The following is a 25,030-nucleotide window of genomic DNA, read 5'->3' on the forward strand; positions in this document are numbered from 1 at the left end:
AGGCTAATGAACATTTTAATTTACGACATTAATTATGCGCCGGAACTTACAGGAGTCGGCAGATATACGGGTGAGATGGGTGCCTGGCTGGCCCAACAGGGCCATTCGGTACGCGTGATCACTGGCATGCCCTATTACCCGGAATGGAAAGTGCACAAGCAGTATAGAGGAAAGCTATGGTTTACCGAAACTATTGAGGGGGCAACTGTTAATCGCTGCCCGTTCTACGTTCCTGCCAAGGTGACATCGCTGACCCGAATTCTCCATGAATTCTCCTTTGTGGCCAGCAGCCTGATTTACTGGTTGGGTATTTTTTTCGCTAAGCGTTACGATGTTGTCATCTGTATATCGCCACCGTTCCACATCGGCATATTACCCGTTATTTATACGAGGCTTCGTAAAGTACCGCTCTGGTGTCATATACAGGACTTGCAAATCGATATGGCCAAAGAGCTGAAGATGTTCAAAAACAAGAACTTCCTGAAACTGCTGTTTCTGATAGAAGAATTTATTCTGAAGCGATGCACCGTTGTGTCCACCATCAGCGAGGGAATGGTGCGTAAAGTAGCCCAAAAAAATGTGATTCAATCGACCTGCTTGTTATTCCCGAACTGGGTAGATGAATTCTCCATCAAACCCTTACCGCGTGAGGAATCGCTGCGGAAAGAGCTAGGCCTGAGTGAGCACGATCAAGTGGTTATGTATTCCGGTAGCCTGGGTGAAAAACAGGGTCTGGAATTGATCATTGATGCCGCCAATCATTTCGCGGTCAAAAGCAACGTCAAATTTTTGATTTTTGGTGCCGGGGGAGCCAAATCATCATTGGAATCTCTAGTGAAAGAGAGAAACCTGACAAACGTATGGTTCCATCCGTTACAGCCTTATGAAAAGTTATCAGCCCTTTTGGCCACGGCTGATATTCATCTGGTTCTGCAAAAAAAATCAGCCTCTGACTTAGTGCTTCCGTCAAAGTTAACGGGTATTCTGGCGGCTGGCGGGTGCGCGTTAGTCTCTGCCACACCCGGCACCACGCTGTACGATATTATCAACCGCCATCAGATCGGTATGCTGATCGAGCCGGAATCGAGCGAAGCGTTGATTAAGGGGATAAACAAAGCGCTGAGCCTCGACTTATCCGAAATAAAGGCGAGGGCACGGTTATTTGCCAGAAATAACCTTGAAAAACAGGCTATTCTTCAGCAGTTCGAACGAGAGCTATTGGCTTTACAAAACGTGCCCAGCCCAATCGAGGAAAGCGTTTTACCCATATGATAGTAGCTCAACCAAGCTTTCTTAAATCATACATAAACCTACTACCTTAACTAAGCAGTCCATACCATTAACCTATAGGTGGCTCCCATTAACGGCCATCGCAATACCGATCCTTTGTCACAACTACTCTAGTCTGAAACATTACGTCCTTTTTTTATTCATAACAGGCCTTAGGCAATACCGGATTGAAACCGGGTGCAAATGACCTACCTGATGCATTGCACCGGCTTTCAACCCGGTGTTGCCTAAGGCCTGTGCAAATCCGCTTTCGAGTGTTATAAATTCTGTAGGCGATGAGAGACATATACCACACCGATTTCCTTAGTAAAAATGCATTAACTGAGCCTGGTCCTCAAGAGGTAGCTAACTACCCAAACGAGCAGACGATCACCGCTTTATTTTCTGAACAGGTTAGTAAGCACCCGCAGTGTGTTGCCGTACAATTTGACGGCCAGCAACTGACCTATCGCCAGCTAGACGAGCGGTCCTCCCAATTGGCCAATTACCTCCGGAAGCGTGGCGTGACGGAAGAAACGCTTGTGCCGATTTGCCTTAACCGCTCCCTGGAAATGATTATTGGCCTGCTGGCTATTCTGAAGGCAGGGGGTGCCTATGTACCCATCGAGCCAGATTATCCGCGGGAACGGTTACAGTATATTCTTTCGGATACCGGGGCAACTGTCATCGTTACTAATGTTCAATCGGTCCAGGCGTTGGCAGACTTTACGCAACCACTAATCTACATTGACCGGGATTGGGAAGCCATTGCACAAGAATCAACGCAAGCTCCAGATACGGCGTTGGCTCCTCACAATCTGGCTTATGTCATCTATACGTCGGGCTCGACCGGGCAACCCAAAGGAGTTTTGATTGAGCATCGGTCAATAGCGAATGAAATCAGTAGCTACTCCTCGCTGTTTGGCTTCGATAGTTCGGATAAGCAGTTGGTGTTGGCCAATTTCACATTCGATGCCTCCGTCGAGCAAATTTTCGTGCCGCTGATTAGTGGCGCTTGTGTTGTTTTGATTTCGATGAGTGATCAGCTCGATCCGCACACATTAGCCAAAACAATTGACGAAGCGGGCATTACGCACTTCCAAACCACGCCAACCTTTTTAAGAACGATAAAACCGCAACCCTACACGCGCCTGAAACGCGTTTGTTCGGGTGGCGAAGCTTGCCCGATTGAACTGGCCGAACAGTGGAGTCCATACGTTCGCTTTTTCAATAAATATGGCCCCACCGAAACCGCCGTTAACGTAAGCTATCATTCGTACAGTCAGGAAAAAAAATACGAAACGCATCTCCCGATTGGAAAGCCCCTACCGAATACACAATTCTATGTTTTAGATGCCGATAATACGGCCGTGCCAGTTGGCGGAACGGGCGAACTGCATGTTAGTGGCATTCAGGTAGCCCGAGGCTATTTGAATCAGGCTGCATTAACAGCCAGCAAGTTTGTGCATTCGGCAGTTGGCTTGGCCGGTTCACGCCTGTATAGAACGGGCGATTTGGTGCGGCTTCTGCCCGATGGTGAACTAGTCTACGTAGGCCGAACCGACGATCAGGTAAAAGTCAGAGGGTATCGAATCGAAGTAGGCGAAATCGAACAGGTGCTCAACCATCATCCGTCGATTCGTCAGTCTGTGGTCGTGACGAAAGAGGATTCGATGGGTGCCAACCAGTTGGTAGCCTATGTGATACCGGAAAAAGAATTCGACAAAGAAATCATTACGCTTTATCTAAAAAATAAGTTGCCCGACTACATGGCACCTGCCTATGTTGTTGAAATAGATCGTTTTCCAATGAACAACAGCGGCAAAACAGATCGGAAAGCGCTGGCTACGTTGGCCATCAAAAGGCCCGAATTAGCTACCCTGTACCGAGCTCCTGAAACTAGTCTGGAAAAACAGATCGCTGATCTGTGGAAATCATTACTCCACCTGGACGAAGTGGGTACGGACGACAATTTCTTCGCTCTGGGCGGAAATTCTTTATTGGCCGTAAACTTCGTTGCTGCGCTACAAGAGCGATTCGATTATCGATTACCAATTGCCAGGCTGTATCAATACAGAACGATCAAAAACATAGCCCAATTTCTGGAGCGGAAAGACGACAGGCAGGTAAAAACAAAGCCAGAAAAGCCGTCAGCTAGCCAGCGAACCGATGAAGTCGCGGTAATTGGTATGGCTGGGCGCTTCCCTGGCGCGAATACGGTTGATGAGCTCTGGACACTTTTAAAAGAAGGGAAAGAGGCCATCCGCTTCTTTTCCGATCAGGAACTGGACCCGAGTATACCTGATCACGTAAAAGCTGACCCAATGTATGTAAAAGCCCGGGGTATCATCGACAACGTCGACAAATTTGATCCTGCCTTTTTTGGCATTAACCCAAAAATGGCGGAGTTAATGGACCCGCAGCAGCGTATCTTTTTGGAAATAGCCTGGGAGGCCCTGGAAAGTGCGGGCTATGTACCAGAAAAACAGGAGGGTCAGATTGGCGTTTTTGCCGGGTGCCGGTTCAATTCCTATTACCTGAATAATCTTGCTTCGAATCCGGATCTAGTTGATAAGGCGGGCTTTTTCAACGTCATGACCTTCAATGACAAGGACTATATTTCGTCAAGGACAGCCTATGCCTTGAATTTAAAAGGGCCTGCGGTTACCGTGCAATCGGCCTGCTCCACCTCACTGCTGGCCATTGCGCAGGCCGTAGAGAGTATCCGTAAAGGGCAGTGTGCGATGGCACTGGCCGGTGGAGCTACCGTTACAGCACCCGTCAACAGTGGGCATTTGTACGAAGAGGGGTCCATTCTGAGTAGCGACGGGCATTGCCGACCGTTTGATGCAAACGCCAGGGGAACCGTATTCAGCGATGGCGCGGGGGTTGTTCTGCTGAAAAGCCGACAGCAGGCCGAAAAAGATGGGGACACGATATATGCCATTATCAGGGGCGTTGGTGTAACTAACGACGGTGGCGACAAGGGCAGTTTTTCCGCTCCGAGTTCCGATGGGCAGGCGGGTGCCATCAACATGGCGATGCAGGACGCCGGGGTGGACCCGTCTTCTATTTCGTATGTTGAAGCTCATGGTACAGCTACGCCCCTGGGCGACCCAATAGAAATAGAGGGGCTACGCAAAGCGTTTGGCACACAGGTCGAACAGCCCTTTTGTGCGCTGGGCTCCATCAAAAGCAACATTGGCCATCTGGTAAGCGCTGCCGGTGTTGCGGGATTTATAAAAACGGTTTTGAGTTTGTACCACCAGCAGCTTCCACCCTCTTTATTTTATGAAACGCCCAACCCAGCTATTGACTTCAGCAACAGTCCTTTTTATGTCAACGCATCCTTAAAAGACTGGCAGTCAACCACGGTGCGCCGGGCGGGCGTTAGCTCATTTGGTGTGGGCGGCACAAACGTCCATGTTGTCCTGGAAGAAGTTGAGACAAAGGCGCCCCTGTCCACGAACGACAATAACCGGCCCTACCAGCTTATTACCTGGTCGGCAAAATCTGCTGACAGCCGTGACACCTATGTTCAAAGTCTGGCTACCTATTGTCGGCAGGCCCGTCAGGTCAATTTAGCCGATGTCGCCTTTACCCTGCAAACAGCCCGGTCAGCCTTTGCCCATCGCCGGTTTGTCGTGGCGACTTCGGCGGATGACTGTTTGGAAAAGCTCAATGCGCCATCGTCGGTTAACGTCCAAACGGTAAAACAGACTCCGGGACCAATCGTATTCATGTTTCCTGGCCAAGGCTCCCAATACCCAAACATGGGTCGTGAATTATACGAAGATGAACCCGTATATCGCAACGCCATTGATGAATGTGCCGAACTGCTCGATGCCTATCTGGAAACAGACATACGGCAGGTTCTTTACTTCGATAAAGGCAACAAGAGTGCTGAAGAACGCCTGCAAAACACCCGCTATACCCAACCCGCTTTATTTAGTACAGAATATGCCCTGGCCAAATTATGGATGAGTTGGGGCATTGAACCCGCTATCCTGTGTGGCCATAGTATCGGCGAATTCTTGGCGGCTCATCTGGCCGGTGTTTTCACCCTGGCTGATGCCCTCAAACTGATCAGTATACGGGGGCGTCTGGTGAGCGAGCTCCCCCGCGGCAGCATGTTGTCTGTGCGTATGGAAGCCGAGAAGATTGGCGCGCTCATGCCTGAGCCTTTGTCCATTGCAGCCATCAACAGCCAAAAGCTTTGCGTCGTGGCGGGTCATGATGAAGACATCGCTGATTTTGCCAGCGTTCTTGACAACATGGAGATTTCCAACCGGGTTCTATCGACCAGCCATGCGTTCCATTCCGTCATGATGGAGCCCGTCATTGCTGACTTTGAAAAAGTACTCGCGGAGGTTTCCCTGAACACGCCGACCAAACCAATCGTATCGACGGTTACGGGCACCTGGCTATCGAATAGCGAAGCCACCGACCCCCATTACTGGGCCACGCACCTACGCCTGACGGTCCGCTTTGCGGATGCGCTTGACTCGGTTCTAACGCAAAATCAGCCTATCCTTCTGGAGGTTGGGCCCGGCAATGCAACAGCCTCATTTGCCCGCCAGCAAGCCGGTTCCAAAGCGGCAACCATCCTGACCAGCCTGGAGCGTAAGGAGTCGAAAACCGAATACGAGTCCGTGCTAAATGCCCTCGGTCAACTCTGGCTGAATGGGCTCGAACCCGATTGGCGAGCCTTCTACGCCCACCAGAACAGAAAACGGGTGACGCTGCCCACCTACGCCTTCGATAAGAAACGATACTGGATTGATCCAGCCGTTAAAGTTTCGCCAATGAACCACGTTCGGGATACACCGACGGCGCAGGGACTACCGGACCAATTTCCTGCTGAACAACCTGTCTATTCTATCAAGATGAGAAAAGATATACTAGTCGATAAGGTCAAAGAAATACTGGAAGAAGCCTCGGGTATCGAGATGAAAAATGTGACGACTGATATGCATTTTCTGGAAATTGGTCTTGATTCACTGCTGCTCACCCAACTAGCCTTAGTCCTTAAAAAGCAATTCAATGTACCGATCACCTTCCGTCAGTTGAATGAGGAATATGCTACCCTCGATTCATTGGTCAACTACCTCGACGGCAACTTACCCGCCGGAGCCTATGAGCCGCCGGTTAGTCCGCCACCCGTTACCCAACACGGTTCGCCCACGGCTCAGGTCATGGCGCCCGCTCAACCGGATGGCGGTTCAGTCCTGGATTTAATGGCCCAGCAACTTCAGATTCTGTCGAAGCAGGTGGCACTGCTGCAGGCCGGAACCCAGAAAACGACCGCCATACCAGAAGGTGTAGCCAGCTTGAAAACAACCCGTGAGCCGGTTTTAATGACAAAGGCTGAGTTGACACCCGAAGAAGAAATTGAGCTAAAAAAACCATTTGGTGCCAGTGCCCGCATTGAGCGCCAGCTTACAGAACTAAGCCCCAAACAACAGGCTTTTCTGCGGCAGCTAACGGACCGGTATAACCAAAAAACAAAGGGGAGCAAAGCCTATACGCAGGAACATCGCCCATACATGGCCGACCCACGGGTGGTATCGGGCTTCAAGCCAGCCACGAAAGAACTTGTTTACCCCATTGTCATCAACAAATCCAGAGGCAGCCGCTTGTGGGATCTGGATGGCAATGAGTACATCGATATGCTCAATGGCTTCGGCTCGATTATGTTCGGATACCAGCCCGACTTTATCCGGCATGCCCTGTACAACCAGATTGATAGCGGCTACGAGATTGGTCCGCAGCATGAACTGGCGGGTGAAGTAAGCCGGTTACTCTGCGATTTTACGGGTTTTGACCGAGTGGCGCTCTGCAATACGGGCTCAGAGGCCGTACTGGGGGCCATGCGCATTGCGCGCACGGTTACTAACCGCTCACTGATTGTTGCGTTTTCCGGCTCGTATCATGGCATTGTCGACGAGGTCATCGTCCGGGGTTCCCAGCGGTTAAAATCGTTTCCGGCCTCACCGGGCATCATGCCGGAAGCCGTTCAGAACATGCTCATTCTGGAGTATGGCACCGATAAAAGCCTGAATATCATCCGGAAGCGGGCGCACGAATTAGCTGCTGTCCTGGTAGAGCCGGTGCAGAGTCGCCGACCCGAATTTGTCCCTGTCGACTTCCTTCACGAACTGCGGCAGCTTACGGCAGCTTCCGGAACAGCGTTGATTTTTGACGAAGTGATTACCGGCTTTCGAATGCACCCCGGCGGCACACAGGCACTGTTCGGCATCAAAGCCGATCTGGCAACCTACGGCAAAGTCATTGGGGGTGGCCTGCCCATTGGCGTCATTGCCGGTAACAAAGGGTTCATGGATGCGCTGGACGGCGGCTCCTGGCAATACGGCGACGCATCCATTCCCGAACAGGGCGTAACCTATTTTGCGGGCACCTTTGTTCGGCACCCGCTGGCGCTGGCTGCGGCCAAAGCGTCTTTACTGCACCTAAAGGCCGCCGGGCCAGGCTTACAAAAAGCCCTGACCGATAAAGCGCATTGTGTGGCAACCGCCCTGAATACGGAGCTTGAGCGGCATCAGATTCCGCTGTTTGTGGCCCAGTTCGGCTCCTTGTGGCGGATTAAAGTTCAGGAGGAAATACCCTATAGCGAATTACTCTTTACGCTGCTGCGGCAAAAAGGATTTCACATCTGGGATGGGTTCCCCTGCTTTATTACCGAAGCCCATACCGACGCAGAAATTGACCAGTTCATCGACCTGTTTCGCGAGAGTCTCGCCGAACTGATGGAGGCTGATTTTTTCCAGAAAACACGGTCTCAACCCATTTCGCCCATAACGTCTCAGGTGCCTGTCGTGGCTTCCTCCTATGTGTTTAGCAAGCCCCCGGTACCCGATGCAAAACTGGGTAGAGACCGGGCCGGTAACCCAGCGTGGTTTATTGCAGATCCGGCTCACCCGAGCCATTACATACAAGTTTATTCACACTGATATGACTGAAAACTTTACTATCCCAGATGTTAACACGAGTGCATTTAATCCATTTGCCGGGCCGGAAATTGTGCGCGTTGCACCCGCCACCGAGCCACAACTGGAAATATGGATAGCCTGTTTGCTCGGGGGCGAGAACGCGACCCGGTCCTACAACCTTTCCAACTCGCTGCGGCTCGAAGGTACGTTCAACAGGCTTGCCATGGAGCAGGCCATACAGGCGCTGGTGCAGCGGCACGATGCCCTACGGTCGGTATTCAGCGCCAACGGCGAACACATCTTTATCCTGAGGGACGTCAAAACGCCCATCGCCTATCAGGATATTTCAGCGGCCGCTACGGATAAACAGGCGCAGTTGATTGCCCACTATGTAACGCTGGATGCCCAGCGGGTCGTCAACCTGGCCGAGGGGCCTCTGTTCAACGTCGGGTTGTTCAAACTGGCCGAGCAGGTCCACCATCTGGTCTTAACGTCTCACCATATTGTTCGTGATGGCTGGTCGATGGGCATTATGCTACAGGATTTGGGCGCACTCTACACGAGCTACGCGCAGGGCCTTACCCCTAACCTGCCCGCAGCCCCGTCGTTTGCTCAATACGCAGAAGAACAACTTGATTTCACTAAAACGGACGCTTATCGGGCAATCGAAAAATTCTGGATCGATACCTACAAAGACAGGATTCCTTCGTTGGATCTGCCAACCGATTATCCACGGCCTGCGGTCCATACATTCGAGAGCAAACGAATTGATTATCCGATGGATGGTGAGTTAGTGATGGCCGTCAAAAAGATGGGTCTGAAAGCCGGGTGCAGCTTTGTCACAACCTTACTGGCCGCTTTCGAAGTGCTGCTGCACCGTTTATCGGGTCAGGAAGACATCGTCGTCGGTTTACCCACCGCCGGGCAGTCCGCTACGGGTAACAAACGATTGGTTGGCCATTGTGTAAACCTGTTACCCATCCGTAGCCATCTCGATCCGAATCTGAGGTTTTCCGACTTCCTGAAGAACTGCAAAAGTATTGTTCTGGATGCCCACGAACACCAGCGGTTGACGTTTAGTCATTTGTTGAGAAAGCTGAATGTGGCCCGTGATCTGTCAAGAACGCCGTTTGTTTCTGCCGTCTTCAACGTAGATCTGGGCATGAACGACGGGGTGAACTTCCACGGCCTGAGCCACCACCTCATCAGCCACCCGAAAGAATACGAAAATTTCGAATTGTTTTTTAATGCCAGCGGGTCTGAAAGCACCCTGACCCTGGAGTGGGCCTACAATACGAACCTGTATAAAGCGGAAACAATTGATCGGATGATGACCGATTTTAACAATCTGTTGAAAACCGTTGTCGATACACCGTCCATATTAATTAGTGATATTGCCTTTGTCTCTGAGCGTAAGCTACTCCATACTCTGTCGCAATGGACGCCCGAGAAGACGGTGTATCCACGTCAAACCCCGGTTCATCAGTTGATTGCCCAGACAGCCGCTACCTATCCTGCCAAAACTGCGCTGTCGTTCAACAACCGCGAATTCAGCTACCAGTCCCTCAATGAAGCCGCCAACCAGTTGGCGCACCTGCTGATCCAGAAAGGCATTCAGGCGGGGCAGGTTATCGGTATTGCGCTGGACCGCTCGCCGGAAATGCTCATTACGTTACTGGCCGTTCTGAAAACCGGCGCGGCTTATTTACCCCTCGATCCTGAGTATCCTACGGATCGGCTGACGTTTATGCTGACGGATTCGGCAGCCGCCATGCTGATCACCACGGAGAAATATCAGGAACGGTTGAGCGCGCCGATCACTCAAGTGCTTATCGAGCAGGCCCTGGCGGAATTAAAGGCGTATCCGGTTGACGAACCTGACCGCTCTGTTTCTGGCGATGAGCTGGCCTATGTGCTCTACACGTCCGGATCGACCGGAAAACCGAAAGGTGTTTTAATCGAACACCGTAACCTGGTTAATTTTTTGTGGAGTATGCTGGTAGCACCCGGCATCACAAGTGACGATGTTTTGCTGGCAATCACCACCATCTCATTTGACATAGCCGGACTGGAATTATACCTGCCCCTGGTGGCTGGCGCCACGGTCGTGATGGCCGACACGGCCACCGCCCGGGATGGCCGTGCGTTGCTGGCGCTGGCCGACACGAAGCGGGTAAGCATCATGCAGGCCACGCCGTCTACCTGGCGAATGATGCTGGATGCGGGCTGGAATACGTTACTTCCGCTAAAAGCGCTTTGCGGAGGAGAAGCGTTGCCGCAGGATCTGGCGGAAAAGCTTACCGACAGATGCCATGAGTTATGGAATTTGTATGGCCCCACGGAAACAACGATCTGGTCGACGGTTAAAAAGATCAACAGAAACGAGTTGGTTACAATTGGGCAGCCCATCAACAATACACAGGTATATATCCTCGATAAATTCCTCAGACCCGTAGCGACAGACACAGTAGGCGAATTGTTTATTGCCGGTGATGGCGTCGCCCGAGGCTATCTGAATAGGCCCGACCTGACGACCGAACGGTTTGTGAAACTGTCGTTCGATAAACAGCCCGAACACGTACTCTACCGTACGGGAGACCTGGGCAGATTGTTAAAAAACGGGGAAATTCAATACCTGGGCCGGGTCGATCAACAGGTAAAAATTAGGGGGCACCGCATCGAACTGGGTGAAATAGACACTGCTCTGCTGACTATCAGCGACATAAAAGAAGCCGTTGTGGTCGCGCAGGAAGATCGGCCGGGCGAGCAACGATTGATCGCTTATGTGGTTCCAGCATCCATCGCGTCCAGCGACTCGGTAAGCTGGCAGGAGCGCTGGGACGCCATCTATAACACCGGCATGAGCGTTGCGGAACAGTTCAGCAGCCAGAAAGATGTTAAAGCTGAACTAAAGGACTGGGCAGGGCAGTCGCTCAAACGAATAAAGAGCTTACAGCCAAAACGTATACTGGAGGTAGGTTGTGGCGATGGGCAATTGCTTCTTGAACTGGCCCCCGACGTCATCCAGTACACCGCCACCGATTATTCGCAGGCTGCGATTGATAAGCTACAGACCCTGGTGGCTACAGATCCTGCCCGGTGGCATGCTGTAACGTCATCGGTAGCACCAGCCGATGATTTTAGTATGATTCCGGATGCCTCACTGGACCTGGTGCTTATTCATAGCGTGGCGCAGTACTTTCCCGATACCGACTACCTGCAACGCGTCATTGAGCGGGCAGCTAAAGCGGTGGTTCCGGGCGGCTGCATTTTCATTGGCGATATGCAGGGGAAAAATACGCTGAGAATGCACCATACTTCCGATCAGTTTCAGCGGTCGTCCGACGAAACTACCGTGGCTGATTTCAAAAAAGTGACGGAGAGACGCGTCCTGATTGATGATGAATTGCTGGCCGACCCTGCTTATTTTTATTTGCTACAAAATGACATACCGTCGATCTCCGCAGTCGATGTTCAACTTCGGGAAGGCAAGTTTCTCAACGAAACGACCAAATACCACTATGATGTTTGGCTGTATGTCGGTAATCCTCCGGAAGTCGTTAGCCCCACAACAGTTATCGATTGGCATCCCGATTTCTCCCTGACGCATCTTGAACAGACTCTTACAGAAAAACCACAGGCCATCTTTCAGGTAAGAAACATCGTCAATAATCGTACAGCGCAGGATTATGGCCTTCTCCTGTTGATCGACGGTTTAGCGGATGATTGCTTACTCAGGGAGGCCCGGCAAAAAATGAGCCCTATCCAAACCGGCCTAGACCCGGCTATACTCTGGTCGTTAGGCGAGAAACATAATTTCTCCGCTCACGTAAGATGGTCTACCGACGGCACGGATAACTTAATGGATGTTGTTTACATTCCCTGTAAGCCCACAAAACAGATACCCAGTCCGCCAGCAATCGATAAAGCGGCTAACGCATCGTTGAAGGATTTCTGCCGAAACCCCTTTGCGCCCACCCTGGCCGTAGCCCAGCGTCAGGCGTGGCAACAGCAGCTTAGACGAACGCTCCCGGCTTATATGGTTCCTGGCGAATTTGTGATGCTAACCAGCCTGCCGCTCACACTCAATGGCAAAATAGACCGCAAGGCGTTGCCGCCGGTGGGTCGGCACGAAGCAGAAAGCCATGCTACGCTAACGGCCCCACGAACAGACATCGAGAAACAAGTGGCCGAAATTTGGATGGAAAGCTTGCGGCTTGACAAAATCAGTGTACTCGACAATTTTTTTGAGCTGGGCGGGCACTCGTTGATTGCGGTTCAGATCATGACTCGTTTGGAAAAAGAGACCGGTAAACACCTGCCCCTGTCCATGTTGTTTGAATACCCAACGGTAGAGAAGCTATCCCTGGCGTTACAAATGGATGGAAAGTTTATCGTCTGGGATTCCCTTGTCCCGATAAAACCCCAAGGCACCAAAACACCACTTTACATCATTCATGGCGCCGGGTTACACGTGATGTTATTCAATACGCTGGCGAAAAACATGGATGCTGACCAACCCATTTACGGCTTACAAGCGAAAGGGATAAATGGCATTGACGAACCGTTGAGCAGTATCGAGGCCATGGCGACCTATTACATCGACGCCATTAAAGTACAGAATCCAACGGGACCTTATTCATTAGCGGGCTACTCATTTGGTGGAATTATAGCGTATGAAATGTGCCGCCAATTGAAACAGGATGGCAAAGAGGTTAAGGTGCTGGCCATGTTTGATACCCACGCGGATCAATCAAATTACCTTGGCCCCTGGGTAAGTAAGGTTTGGAAAACAGTGCAGTCGACTATAAAGAAATACCTGTACACTTTTATTCTATTAAAGAATGATATTTCGGGAACAATCAGTTACAAAAAAGGCTCCATAAAACGTAGAGTTAATAAGATCTATGGAAAGCTAAAATATACAGAAGACTACCATAAAATGTTTTACGGAAATCAGTATAAAGTATACAGAAGCAACCAGCAGGCCACACGTAATTACCGGTTAACGCCACAGAATATAGGTATAGATTTATTTCGGGCAGAGAAACGGATGTATTATATACAAGATTTTGAATTCTTAGGCTGGAAACCATTTGCTCTGAAGGGCGTTACTGTCCACAAAGTACCGGGTGATCATGCCAGTCTATTTAATCCACCTAATGATAAAGAGTTCGCTAGAATCCTCCAGAATCTGTTAGATAGTAAAGAATAATAATATGTACACATCAATTCTTATTCAACTACTAAGCTTATATTGTCAGCTGGAATAAGTAGTACTATATAAACATTCATTAAAAAACGTGGTACTTTATTTGGCTAATTAATTAGCCAAATAAAGTACCACGTTTTTTAATGAAAAAATTAAATCCACATAAAGCCAATAGTTTTATTTGAAGACGCTTACAATCGGGGTATATCCATTTGATGATTAAAAAGTATCCAGCACTATACAAAATCAACTAGATGCTAACTGTGCCTTAGTCAGTACACTTTTCTATTTACTAAACTTTATCTTTAAAAATTTATACAGATACAGGTAATAAGGTTACTATAGTAGATTGTATATCCACCATTGTTACCAAAAATGATCAGTCATTAATAAAAACAAGTAGTTTTGCTAGAAGAGTCGGCTGGATTAGAGATGAACTCTTCAGTCGACCACTTAGATAGTTCTCCTTTACAAAAGACACTCGTAAGCTATTAAATTAAACTTGAAAAATTTATCAATTACAGTGTATCCATGAGTGCTACTATATAGACAAACGTAAATAGACGCACTTGTAAATTTTGTATTTGCGAACAATAGTCTAAGTTACATTTCCAATAAACATCATTTGTCTAGTATGCTTCGAAAAAAATATTTCAAATTTTTTTCACTCTTAATAAAGACCAAATCAACTTTAATTTTTACAAAAAATAACCAGAGCAAACGAAATCAAATTAATAAAAGAATCAGACAATTACCAGGCTATTTATCTACTTATGCCGAAACAGTGAACACAAAAAGTAGTTAGCAGATTTGCTTTTAATTTATTTATAAATAACCAATTATTCATTGTAGATATACGTGAAAATGGAAAAGACGAGTAGCGTATTAGGGCAAGCCTACCTGATTTTTTTACCGACATTATTTCACCCGGAAAAAAGTTTATTTATTAAACGGTAGTTTTACTATGTTTGTATAAATTCTTCAACTAACTATCATATATATGTAGACAAAGTGCTACGAGTAACCCACAAATTATTACTAATTCCTGGCTGAATTAGTTAGTCAATCGTTGTCTTTAATGGATAGAGGTTATCAGCCTACTGTGGCTTTGCAGTTGGTCCTCGAATATCCATGCCTTATGGCCAGTTCATCAATTAATCAGCCCACATTCACTGAACGTATATACTTCTGTAGTATAAAATCTGCTCAGATTTTATAGGTGGTATCACTGTGTCTGCAGGGCAGTCAATACGTTTAAACATTATTTCATGACTCATCGTAATTTGCTTCGGTTTCTGTTTCTGTTTCTGACCTGCTCACGCCCCGCCAGCGCTCAACAACCCGTCATCTTCAACACCAGCCCATCCATCCAACCCGGCGAAGCACTCAGCCTGCAGGGAAACTTCTCCAGCTCGGCCAAAGCCTTCATGACCGTCGGCGCTTCCACCACCACCACCACCCTGCCCATCCTGGTCCAGACCACCGGACAGGCTACCGTCCAGATTCCAGCCAACACCCCCATCGACCGATACCAGATCTGGCTGCAGGACCAGGGAGCGAACTCCCCCCGTGTCACCATCAACCAGGCCTGGCCCATGCACACCGACTCCCCCGACATCACCCCCGGAGGAACCCTGCGCATCTTCGGCCGTAACCTGCTCCTCAAGCGGGGAACTCCCCTGGTCCAGCTCACCGAAGGAGCCAACACCCTGCAGGCCTCCGTCATCCCCAACCAGAGCGACGCCTTCTGCCTCACCATCCAGCTGCCCGCCACCATCCAGCCCGCACGCATCTACACCCTCAAGGTATCCAATGGACTCGGCGGAGCCGACGCCTTCACCCCACTCGAACAGCCCCTGACAGCCATCCCGGCCGCCACCGACTACTTCCAGCTGGGCCTGCCCTGGGCCAGCAAGCTGACCTTCTATGGCAACGTCTACAACGTCAAGACCGATCCCCGGCTCGCCCGCAAAGCCATCGGCGATGGGCAGGCCAACGACCAGCCCGCCATCCAGGCCGCCATCGACCGGGCCAGCGCCGATGGGGGCGGCATCGTCTACCTGCCAGCGGGCACCTACAAGCTGACCTCCCCCTACTTCGAGTACATCCACATGCGGGACCGGGTGGTCCTGCAGGGCCAGGGCAAGGACCGAACCCTGCTCAAGTTCGGCTACCAGCTCGAGGCCCCCCACATGGGCCTCTACTGGCCACCCATCACCACCCAGGCCGGGCTGGCGGACCTGGCCCTGATCAACGTCGACAACTCGGGCAGTGAGCAGGTGGGCAACATGCGGGGGCAGGCCAGGGAGGCCTTCCTGCTGCGGGTGCGCTTCGCCCTCAACCAGGGCGACTGGCTGTGGTGGGCCAACTCGGAGAAGATCCTCATCGCGGGCTCGGACTTCACCCAGGGCGTCGATAGCCGCACCAACTACCACGGCCCGCTGATGCTCAATGGCTGCGTCAACTTCGTGGTCCGCGACAACACGTTCACCTATGCGGTCGATGGGCTCAACTTCAACTTCGCCCACGATGGCATCTTCCAGAACAACCAGGTCTACCGGGATGGCTCGGCGCGTTACCCCACCAGCACGGTCAACCACGTGCTGGTGGTCAACTTCACTTACAACCTGGCGGTGCTCGACAACGTCTTCAAGGTCATCAACGGCCCGGCCCAGAACCGCAACGATGGGGAGACCATCATCAGTGAGGGGGGGGGCGGTGACCGCATCGATGAGGAGACGGGGACGGTCAGTTGGGCGGGGGGTGTGAACCTGCGGGACGAGAGCAAGAACTGGGGCCCCGCCCGGCTCAGGCCGGTGGTGGCCATTGTGAGTGGGAGGGGCATGGGGCAGTGGCGGTGGATCACCAGCCGGAGTGGCAACACGCTGAGTCTGGACCGGGCCTGGGATGTGGCGCCCGAAGGGGGGAGCCGGTACACGATCTTCAACTGGGGCTCGCGCAACTGGCTGGTGTCGGGCAACTACATGGAGGGCAACCGGCGGGGCATCACTCTGTATCACAATGCGACCACCCAGGTGGCTCTGGTGATGAACACGCTGGTCAACAGCGGCTCGATTGACCTGACGCCTATGCAGCTCAATGACGGCAGTCAGAAGTTCATTCCCATGTACACCAACCAGATCGTTGGTAATCTGGTTGCCAATACAAATGGCTCGAACGGGGTGTTCATTGGGGTGCATACCGTGCAACATGCGCAGGAGCGTACGTTTGGCACCTCGGTAATTGGCTTGGAAGTACGTGGAAATAATGTCGTTGCCGGACATCCCAACACACCTGCCATTGTGGACGACACCTTCCCCGAAGGCTACCTGAATTATCTCGAATACCACCCTATTACGTTCTACAACGATGAACGTATACCGGCCATATTGGGCAGCATTTTTCAGAATAACTCGGCGACCAACTGCGATAATGCCCTCTACCTGAATTCGGGTTCTTACAATACGTATATCTGTAATCTGAGCCAGGACAATACCCCTAACTTACTAAAGGACACCCAATTAGATCGGGTTACGCATGCCGCCGTTGCCACGACTTCCTGCACACCCCTTCCGCAACGATCGGGTCGGCTGGCGGAGGCCGAAGAACTTATCATAAAAGCTTATCCAAACCCGGCTACGTCTGAATTGCATGTAAGCCTGTCCAGTGCGGGTGCCCGCCTGCTTATTTATTCAGAAATGGGGGTAATTCTTATGGATAGCCGTACCGATACGGCGGAGGCCAAACTGGACATACATCGTTTTGCGCCCGGCGTGTATACTTTACTCGTTATACCCGACAAAGGGCCACAATCCAAGCAGCACTTTATTAAACAGGATGGCTGAGACAACTTCATTTTCCATCAAATTCATGCGTCCATTTTAAGCTGTATAAGATGAGTACGTGATGTAATTAATAAGCGCTGATTACAGTAGAAAATCGTGTAAGGGCAATGGCATTCCTGTTATTGGAATGCCATTGCCCTTATGTGTTTTGGCGAATTACGTCCGACCATAATAACAACGGATGAAGCGGTTCATATCGTCACCTAAATAGCTGACATACAGACTTAAACAAAAACTACCGTATAGTATTTTTATGCGTTATCTGTCGCAAAGCATTAGCTAAGAAATGTATATTTACCTTATACCCAAGCCCCTGATTGGGCAAAAAATAACCCACCCGGATACACGTATTCGTTTTATGTATTTTGAAAACTAGGACCATCTGGTGGTTTATTAAAATCTTTATTTGAGATACATGTACTCGATAAGAAGGGGTAGTGGATGGTTCGTCTCAGGGCATTGATAAATCATTGATCTGAACTTTTTATTAGTCGACATCGGAGGCTTACTCTCCTACCAAACCTGTTTCTTTATGACTCATCGTAATTTGCTTCGGTTTCTGTTTCTGTTTCTGACCTGCTCACGCCCCGCCAGCGCTCAACAACCCGTCATCTTCAACACCAGCCCATCCATCCAACCCGGCGAAGCACTCAGCCTGCAGGGAAACTTCTCCAGCTCGGCCAAAGCCTTCATGACCGTCGGCGCTTCCACCACCACCACCACCCTGCCCATCCTGGTCCAGACCACCGGACAGGCTACCGTCCAGATTCCAGCCAACACCCCCATCGACCGATACCAGATCTGGCTGCAGGACCAGGGAGCGAACTCCCCCCGTGTCACCATCAACCAGGCCTGGCCCATGCACACCGACTCCCCCGACATCACCCCCGGAGGAACCCTGCGCATCTTCGGCCGTAACCTGCTCCTCAAGCGGGGAACTCCCCTGGTCCAGCTCACCGAAGGAGCCAACACCCTGCAGGCCTCCGTCATCCCCAACCAGAGCGACGCCTTCTGCCTCACCATCCAACTGCCCGCCACCATCCAGCCCGCACGCATCTACACCCTCAAGGTCTCCAATGGACTCGGTGGAGCCGACGCCTTCACCCCACTCGAACAGCCCCTGACAGCCATCCCGGCCGCCACCGACTACTTCCAGCTGGGCCTGCCCTGGGCCAGCAAGCTGACCTTCTATGGCAACGTCTACAACGTCAAGACCGATCCCCGGCTCGCCCGCAAAGCCATCGGCGATGGGCAGGCCAACGACCAGCCCGCCATCCAGGCCGCCATCGACCGGGCCAGCGCCGATGGGGGCGGCATCGTCTACCTGCCAGCGGGCACCTACAAGCTGACCTCCCCCTACTTCGAGTACATCCACATGCGGGACCGGGTGGTCCTGCAGGGCCAGGGCAAGGACCGAACCCTGCTCAAGTTCGGCTACCAGCTCGAGGCCCCCCACATGGGCCTCTACTGGCCACCCATCACCACCCAGGCCGGGCTGGCGGACCTGGCCCTGATCAACGTCGACAACTCGGGCAGTGAGCAGGTGGGCAACATGCGGGGGCAGGCCAGGGAGGCCTTCCTGCTGCGGGTGCGCTTCGCCCTCAACCAGGGCGACTGGCTGTGGTGGGCCAACTCGGAGAAGATCCTCATCGCGGGCTCGGACTTCACCCAGGGCGTCGATAGCCGCACCAACTACCACGGCCCGCTGATGCTCAATGGCTGCGTCAACTTCGTGGTCCGCGACAACACGTTCACCTATGCGGTCGATGGACTCAACTTCAACTTCGCCCACGATGGCATCTTCCAGAACAACCAGGTCTACCGGGATGGCTCGGCGCGTTACCCCACCAGCACGGTCAACCACGTGCTGGTGGTCAACTTCACTTACAACCTGGCGGTGCTCGACAACGTCTTCAAGGTCATCAACGGCCCGGCCCAGAACCGCAACGATGGGGAGACCATCATCAGTGAGGGGGGGGGCGGTGACCGCATCGATGAGGAGACGGGGACGGTCAGTTGGGCGGGGGGTGTAAACCTGCGGGACGAGAGCAAGAACTGGGGCCCCGCCCGGCTCAGGCCGGTGGTGGCCATTGTGAGTGGGAGGGGCATGGGGCAGTGGCGATGGATCACCAGCCGGAGTGGCAACACGCTGAGTCTGGACCGGGCCTGGGATGTGGCGCCCGAAGGGGGGAGCCGGTACACGATCTTCAACTGGGGCTCGCGCAACTGGCTGGTGTCGGGCAACTACATGGAGGGCAACCGGCGAGGCATCACTCTGTATCACAATGCGACCACCCAGGTGGCTCTGGTGATGAACACGCTGGTCAACAGCGGCTCGATCGACTTGACTCCTATCCAGGTCGACGACGGCAGTCAGAAGTTTATTCCCATGTACACCAATCAGATCATGGCCAATTCCGTCTCGAATACGGATGGCTCGAACGGGGTGTTCATTGGGGTGCATACCGTGCAAGCTATACAGGAGCGTACGTTTGGCACCTCGGTGATCGGGCTGGAGGTCCGCAACAATAACTTACTCACGGCCCATCCCAACATTCCGGCTATTGTGGATGCGCCCTTCCCCGAAGGTTACCTAAACTACTTGCAGTTTCAGCCACTCCATAAACCGTATGTTGAAGATAATATACCGGCCATATTGGGCAGCGTTTTTCAGAATAACACGGCCGCCAATTGTGATAATGCGCTATATGTAAATTCCGGCTCTCACAACACACTTGTGTGTGGCATGAGTTTAGAGAATACAACCAATTTGCTCAAAGATGACCGCCTTGATGGGACTAGTCTGACGTCTATTGGAACGACGATATGCGTAGCCAGCCCGATCGGTACACCACGCTCAGATGTACGGATTTACCCGAATCCGGCGACCAGTGAATTACACGTACAGTTGTCTACTGCGGGTGCCAAGTTTAAGGTGTATTCGACGGCGGGCGTGCTGCTTGTCGATACCCGCTCCTCAACGAATGTCATTGATCTGGATGTACAGAGTCTACCAACCGGAAGGTACGTTCTGCTGGTTGAGCCCGACGAAGGCGGTATGATCAGTCATAACTTTATTAAGCAGAGACTCTGATTTTAATTAACCAACCTATTTTGATTTAACGTGTATTCGGCATAGCCTGCACTTGGTAGGCAGTTACGCACCGTAGCTGTTTAAATTTTTACTTTTAGCTATTTTTTATCATTTCGACCTTAGTATGAATGACAAAAAATAGCTAGTTCGGGCACGTTTAAAATGGTTAAAGCCCTACCAGAACGACAAAGCTAACCCCAAAATCACGTTAACATAACAACCAACCTGGTTCTCAATCTGGCCTATACGGGTAAACTTATCGCCAGGTAAAGAGTGGTTTATCCGGCAATGGCAACCTTGATCTTACCCTTTTTACTGAATGGAAATTCAGGCTGATTCTCAATAGGTTAACAAGTTATTATCTGGATTATCTGTTATAATTGATCACACTTATTAAAAATATTAAATAGCTACGCTATAATTTTAATCTGGTAGACTAAATTACTACACTTATCTTTTTTAAGAATCCTATATATATACAGAATTGTACTATTGTCAATAGTATACAGGGCCATTCCGACTACCTCCTCACAACTACCCGCCATCTGGCAAAACAAGTTTATTTGTTTCAAACAAAGGTAACTATCTGTAAATCAGAAGCCTTAGTTGCTTTCTATAATCTAATTGAGTAGTCTTGCCATAAGACTTTTTATCCTCTGTATACACTTCGCTAAAAGTGTCGGAAGTGGATACTCAGGAAGCTATATTGACTCTACTACTCTCTTATGAAACATCTTCTTTCTACTCCCGCGCCTGCCCGGCCACCTCTCCTTATCACCCTTGGGTCAACTCGTAAGTTCACCCCTCAGAATCCTGCCCCGGAAAACGGGGAGCTTCTCAGGATCGCTCTCTTAGGCTATTCAACAACGCACTGAAACCCCAAACAGGTTTGCCCTATCTGGTGCGCTGAAGCAATCCGGCAGAGCTAACTCAGACTAAGGTTTCGATCAATACGGTCTGCTGAACCAGGAAAACCAACAAATTATAAACTAAAGGCAAAAGCTTTTTTACTAGCGTCTTAGCCCGGACTATCCGTAAAAAAATACGCTTTATATCATGTCCGCTGCGTCCGATGCCCACCAGAAATGTATATGGTGATTCTTTACGTTTATCCTTAACTATTAAATAACGAACGACTTAACACGCTCCCATTCATGGCTACCACTACTAATCCAAAACGTCGGAAGGCAACCCGGACACCGATCCTGGTTGTTGAGAGCAACGCCGATCACTGGCTCATCATCCGCTCGGCGCTGGCTCAGTGCTTTCCTGAAGTAGAACCGATCTGGATGAATCATGGCTCCCAAACCTTGTCTTACCTGGACAAGTGTTTGTCTGACAGCAATCGGTTACCCCGGCTGATTTTGCTGGAACCCTATCTCCCAAGCCAGGAAGATGGTTGGGCGCTGTTAAAGTCGATCAAAGCGCATCCACAGTATCAACACATTCCGGTTATCACCCTGAGCCATTCCCAGGATTACAAAGACATTGTCAAGTCGTATAGCTTCAGTGTAGCCGCTTACATCACCAAGCCTACGGTTTACCATAAATGGCTTTCGTGCTTTTATACTTTACGGCGCTATTGGTGGGAGTTGGCCATTTTACCCGCTCCCGCCCTGCTGCCTGATTAATGCCTTTAAACTTTTCATTTCGCCTATTCGGGCGACAGGCCAATGAGTATACAGCCATCCGTTAACGGGTCATGTATACTCATTGGCCTGTAAAAATGGCTTCCTAGCGCTCTCTGGCCGGTAGACGATCCAGTAAATCGCGCTGATAACGGTCTGAAAACGGCTCCAATTCTCGGTACAAGCGTATTGTCGGATTGGCTACGTTGAGCGGGCGAATCACCCGCCGACGAGAAACAAAGCTGCTGATGGCCGAACTTAACAAAAGTCCCGCGACGGCCCCTCCGGCTGCGGCAAACGTGACCGTTACCCCGTGTAAGACTGGGCTTCGGTAGGGTGTTTCCGTTGCGACATAGCCGACCCCTAAACCCCCCAGTATAGCCCCCGTAATTTGTACTTCTTTTTTACTCTCCCGTCGAAGTACTACCCGCCGAATCGACTGTAAGGGGATGCGGTTCGTCCAGTAATTGTCATATACGTACAAGTTGGCACTGTCTATATCCCGAAAAGGCCCCCGAAATCGGCTCCCATCTTTTGTCGTCACCCTTACCTGATAGCTGTCTTTACCTGAGTGCTGGGCTCGCAATGGATTTATGGACAACGCTATGGGCAGGACTAACCACCCATAGTAGCGCCAAAACCGGTGCAGACGCTTACCGCCTGGCCTACAAGTGATATTTACACAAATCATGGCAAGGGGCGTATCACGGGCAATCCTGCGTTTATCAATAGCTTAACCTACGTTTTTCTGCTATGTTTGAGCACTACAACCAGCAAACGAACTATTTATTATGAGACATTCCATTCTGACCGCGCTGCTCATTACCCCTTCGCTGCTCTGGGCGCAAGGCGGTTCATTTACCCTGAACGGGAAATTACCAGCTTATAAAGCGCCTGCTAAAGCGTATCTACGCTATATGGAACGAGGTACGGCTAAAATGGACTCAACCAAAATCCAGAACGGCTTATTCTCGTTCAAAGGAACGATTGAGAACCCAGCCCAGGCCACCCTGTTCGTCGACAAACTAGGAACTGGTTTTAGCCGTACCCGCCCCACGGCCACCAGCAGTCTCTATCTGGAGCCAGGTACCATCACCGTAACCAGTTCCGATTCGCTCGATAATGCCATCGCCAGTGGCACTCCGCTGAATACTGATTATCAGAAGCTGAACGCGATGATGAAGCCCGCTACCGACAAAATGGCCCAACTTATGAGAGAATACCGGGCCTTAACGCCGGAGCAACGCAAGTCGAAGGAACTTGAAGAAGCCCTGGACAAGCGTTACGAAGCCATTGAAGCCGATCAAAAGAAGATCCGGGCGCAGTTCATTAAGGAGAATCCATCCAGCTTAGTTAGCCTGGACGCCTTACAGCGGTACTCGTATACGCCAGACTACGCCGAGGTAGGCCCCTTGTTTGATGGCTTGTCCGATAAAATAAAGACCAGCAAAGGCGGTCAGGAATACGCAAAACTGCTGGCAACGATTAAAGCGACTTCGATTGGGTCAATGGCTCCCGAGTTTACCCAGGCAGACACATCGGGTAAGAGCGTAGCCTTAAGCAGTTTCCACGGAAAATATGTACTGGTTGACTTCTGGGCGAGCTGGTGCGGTCCCTGCCGGGCCGAAAACCCGAATGTGGTAAAGAACTTCCACCAATATAAAGACAAGAACTTCACCGTTTTAGGTGTTTCGCTGGATCGGCCGAACGCCCGGGAAGCCTGGTTGAAAGCCATTCATAAAGATGGGCTGGACTGGACGCAGGTTTCGGATCTGAAATTCTGGGATAATGAAGTCGCCAGGCAGTATGGCATCCGGTCCATTCCCCAGAACTTTCTAATTGGTCCCGATGGTAAAATCGTGGCCAAAAATGTTCGGGGCGAGGAGCTGGGCAAAAAATTAGAAGAAATCCTGGCGACTAAACCCTGATAATCAACCGCATGACGTCACCTATCGAACCGACTATAAAGCCGGCTATTCAGGAAAAATTTGAGCACCTCTGGCATTTGGTTGGCAATACACCTATGCTGGAATTATTCTATACCGACCGGGGCCAGCCGCGCTCGCTCTACGTCAAGTGCGAACACTACAACCTGACTGGCAGCATGAAAGACCGCATGGCGCTGCATGTGCTGCACCAGGCCTATCGGGAAGGGAACATCCGGCCGGGCGACCGCATCGTCGAAGCAACCAGCGGTAGTTCGGGCATTGCGTTTTCGGCGGTGGGGCGTGCGTTGGGGCATCCCGTCACGATCATTATGCCAGCAGGCATCAGCCAGGAGCGTATCGATATCATTCGGAGCCTGGGTGCCGACATTGTGCTTTTTACCAAAGAAGAAGGCGGTTTTATGGGGGCCATCCGACGGTCAGAGGAACTGGCCGCCAGCGATCCGCAGGTGTTTCTGCCTCGTCAGTTCGCCAACAAATACAACGCCGACGCCCACCGCCTGACTACGGGCAAGGAAATCTGGCTGCAACTCCAGAGCGTGGACATTACTCCCGATGCGTTTGTGGCAGGTGTCGGAACGGGCGGAACGGTTATGGGTGTGGGGCGTTACCTCAAATCCCGCAAACCCGACATTCGCATTCACCCGCTCGAGCCCGCTGAGTCGCCAACACTCTCGGTAGGGCATAAAACCGGAACGCACCGGATTCAGGGCTTTTTCGACGAATTCATTCCGGATATTCTAAAACTAGATGAACTGGATCACATTGTCCAGGCCAATGACGGCGATTCGATATTAGTGGCCCAAAAACTGGCCCTCCAACTGGGCGTAGCGGTGGGTATTTCATCGGGTGCCAACCTGATCGGGGCCATCAACCTTCAGCGCGAACTGGGCCCTGAAGCCCGTGTCGTGACGATTCTTTGCGACAGTAACAAGAAATACCTCAGCACAGATTTGGTTCGGGAAGAGCCCATAAAACCGGGCTATGTTGCCCCCGATATTGACTTTACCGACTACCGGCCCATCAGCCGACTGTTGGTGGGCCGACCGGGTGTTTTCTGATTGCGGTCCACGGTTTCAGGCATGT

The 25,030-nt window shown here is 51.1% G+C and carries 12 protein-coding genes; 9 read left to right on the plus strand and 3 right to left on the minus strand.

All coding sequences use genetic code 11. The features are described from left to right. Window positions 1-6 precede the first annotated feature (6 nt). The 3 genes from SD10_RS22505 to SD10_RS22515 all read left to right on the plus strand — a co-directional run bounded on the left by SD10_RS22505 (window position 7) and on the right by SD10_RS22515 (window position 13,434). Window positions 7-1,272, plus strand: a complete 1,266-nt coding sequence (locus SD10_RS22505; RefSeq protein ID WP_046576946.1) for a WcaI family glycosyltransferase — start codon at window positions 7-9, stop codon at window positions 1,270-1,272. A gap of 293 nt (window positions 1,273-1,565) precedes the next feature. Further along, complete coding sequence (locus SD10_RS22510; protein WP_082111670.1) at window positions 1,566-8,240, plus strand: type I polyketide synthase; 6,675 nt, start codon at window positions 1,566-1,568, stop codon at window positions 8,238-8,240. Beyond that, entirely contained in the window at window positions 8,146-13,434 is a 5,289-nt protein-coding gene (locus tag SD10_RS22515) for a non-ribosomal peptide synthetase (RefSeq protein ID WP_082111671.1), read from the plus strand. The genes SD10_RS22510 and SD10_RS22515 overlap by 95 nt, the downstream gene beginning before the upstream one ends. Window positions 13,435-14,747: 1,313 nt before the next feature. Here the strand turns inward: SD10_RS22515 and SD10_RS30180 are convergent. Beyond that, window positions 14,748-15,542, minus strand: coding sequence for a hypothetical protein (locus SD10_RS30180; protein WP_227699265.1), 795 nt, complete (start codon window positions 15,540-15,542; stop codon window positions 14,748-14,750). Between SD10_RS30180 and SD10_RS22520 the strand changes: the two genes are divergently transcribed. Beyond that, the gene (locus SD10_RS22520) at window positions 15,453-17,276 is read left to right on the plus strand and encodes a T9SS type A sorting domain-containing protein (protein WP_262507428.1); all 1,824 of its coding nucleotides are present in this window, start codon (window positions 15,453-15,455) and stop codon (window positions 17,274-17,276) included. The two genes, SD10_RS30180 and SD10_RS22520, sit on opposite strands and share 90 nt — an antisense overlap. Before the next feature lie 580 nt (window positions 17,277-17,856). Here SD10_RS22520 and SD10_RS30185 read toward each other — a convergent pair. Further along, window positions 17,857-18,651, minus strand: coding sequence for a hypothetical protein (locus SD10_RS30185; RefSeq protein ID WP_227699266.1), 795 nt, complete (start codon window positions 18,649-18,651; stop codon window positions 17,857-17,859). Between SD10_RS30185 and SD10_RS22525 the strand changes: the two genes are divergently transcribed. The 3 genes from SD10_RS22525 to SD10_RS22530 all read left to right on the plus strand — a co-directional run bounded on the left by SD10_RS22525 (window position 18,562) and on the right by SD10_RS22530 (window position 22,001). Beyond that, window positions 18,562-20,370: a T9SS type A sorting domain-containing protein gene (locus tag SD10_RS22525; RefSeq protein WP_262507429.1), complete on the plus strand. Its 1,809-nt coding sequence runs from the start codon at window positions 18,562-18,564 to the stop codon at window positions 20,368-20,370. The genes SD10_RS30185 and SD10_RS22525 overlap by 90 nt on opposite strands. A 725-nt stretch (window positions 20,371-21,095) precedes the next feature. Continuing rightward, window positions 21,096-21,245 (plus strand): hypothetical protein, encoded by a 150-nt coding sequence (locus SD10_RS29730; protein ID WP_158500590.1) that lies wholly within the window; start codon window positions 21,096-21,098, stop codon window positions 21,243-21,245. A gap of 279 nt (window positions 21,246-21,524) precedes the next feature. Then, window positions 21,525-22,001 (plus strand): response regulator, encoded by a 477-nt coding sequence (locus tag SD10_RS22530; RefSeq protein ID WP_046576950.1) that lies wholly within the window; start codon window positions 21,525-21,527, stop codon window positions 21,999-22,001. A 103-nt stretch (window positions 22,002-22,104) separates the two neighbouring features. Here the strand turns inward: SD10_RS22530 and SD10_RS22535 are convergent, their stop codons facing one another. Then, a complete protein-coding gene (locus SD10_RS22535) occupies window positions 22,105-22,584 on the minus strand; it encodes a hypothetical protein (protein WP_052731270.1) in 480 nt (159 codons plus the stop codon). A 205-nt stretch (window positions 22,585-22,789) separates the two neighbouring features. On the opposite strand from SD10_RS22535, the gene SD10_RS22540 reads away from it, so the two are divergent. Then, complete coding sequence (locus SD10_RS22540; RefSeq protein WP_046576953.1) at window positions 22,790-23,926, plus strand: redoxin domain-containing protein; 1,137 nt, start codon at window positions 22,790-22,792, stop codon at window positions 23,924-23,926. An 11-nt stretch (window positions 23,927-23,937) separates the two neighbouring features. Next, complete coding sequence (locus SD10_RS22545; RefSeq protein ID WP_046576954.1) at window positions 23,938-25,005, plus strand: PLP-dependent cysteine synthase family protein; 1,068 nt, start codon at window positions 23,938-23,940, stop codon at window positions 25,003-25,005. The last annotated feature ends 25 nt before the right edge of the window (window positions 25,006-25,030 follow it).

This window comes from Spirosoma radiotolerans (genome assembly GCF_000974425.1).
Classification (GTDB): domain Bacteria; phylum Bacteroidota; class Bacteroidia; order Cytophagales; family Spirosomataceae; genus Spirosoma; species Spirosoma radiotolerans.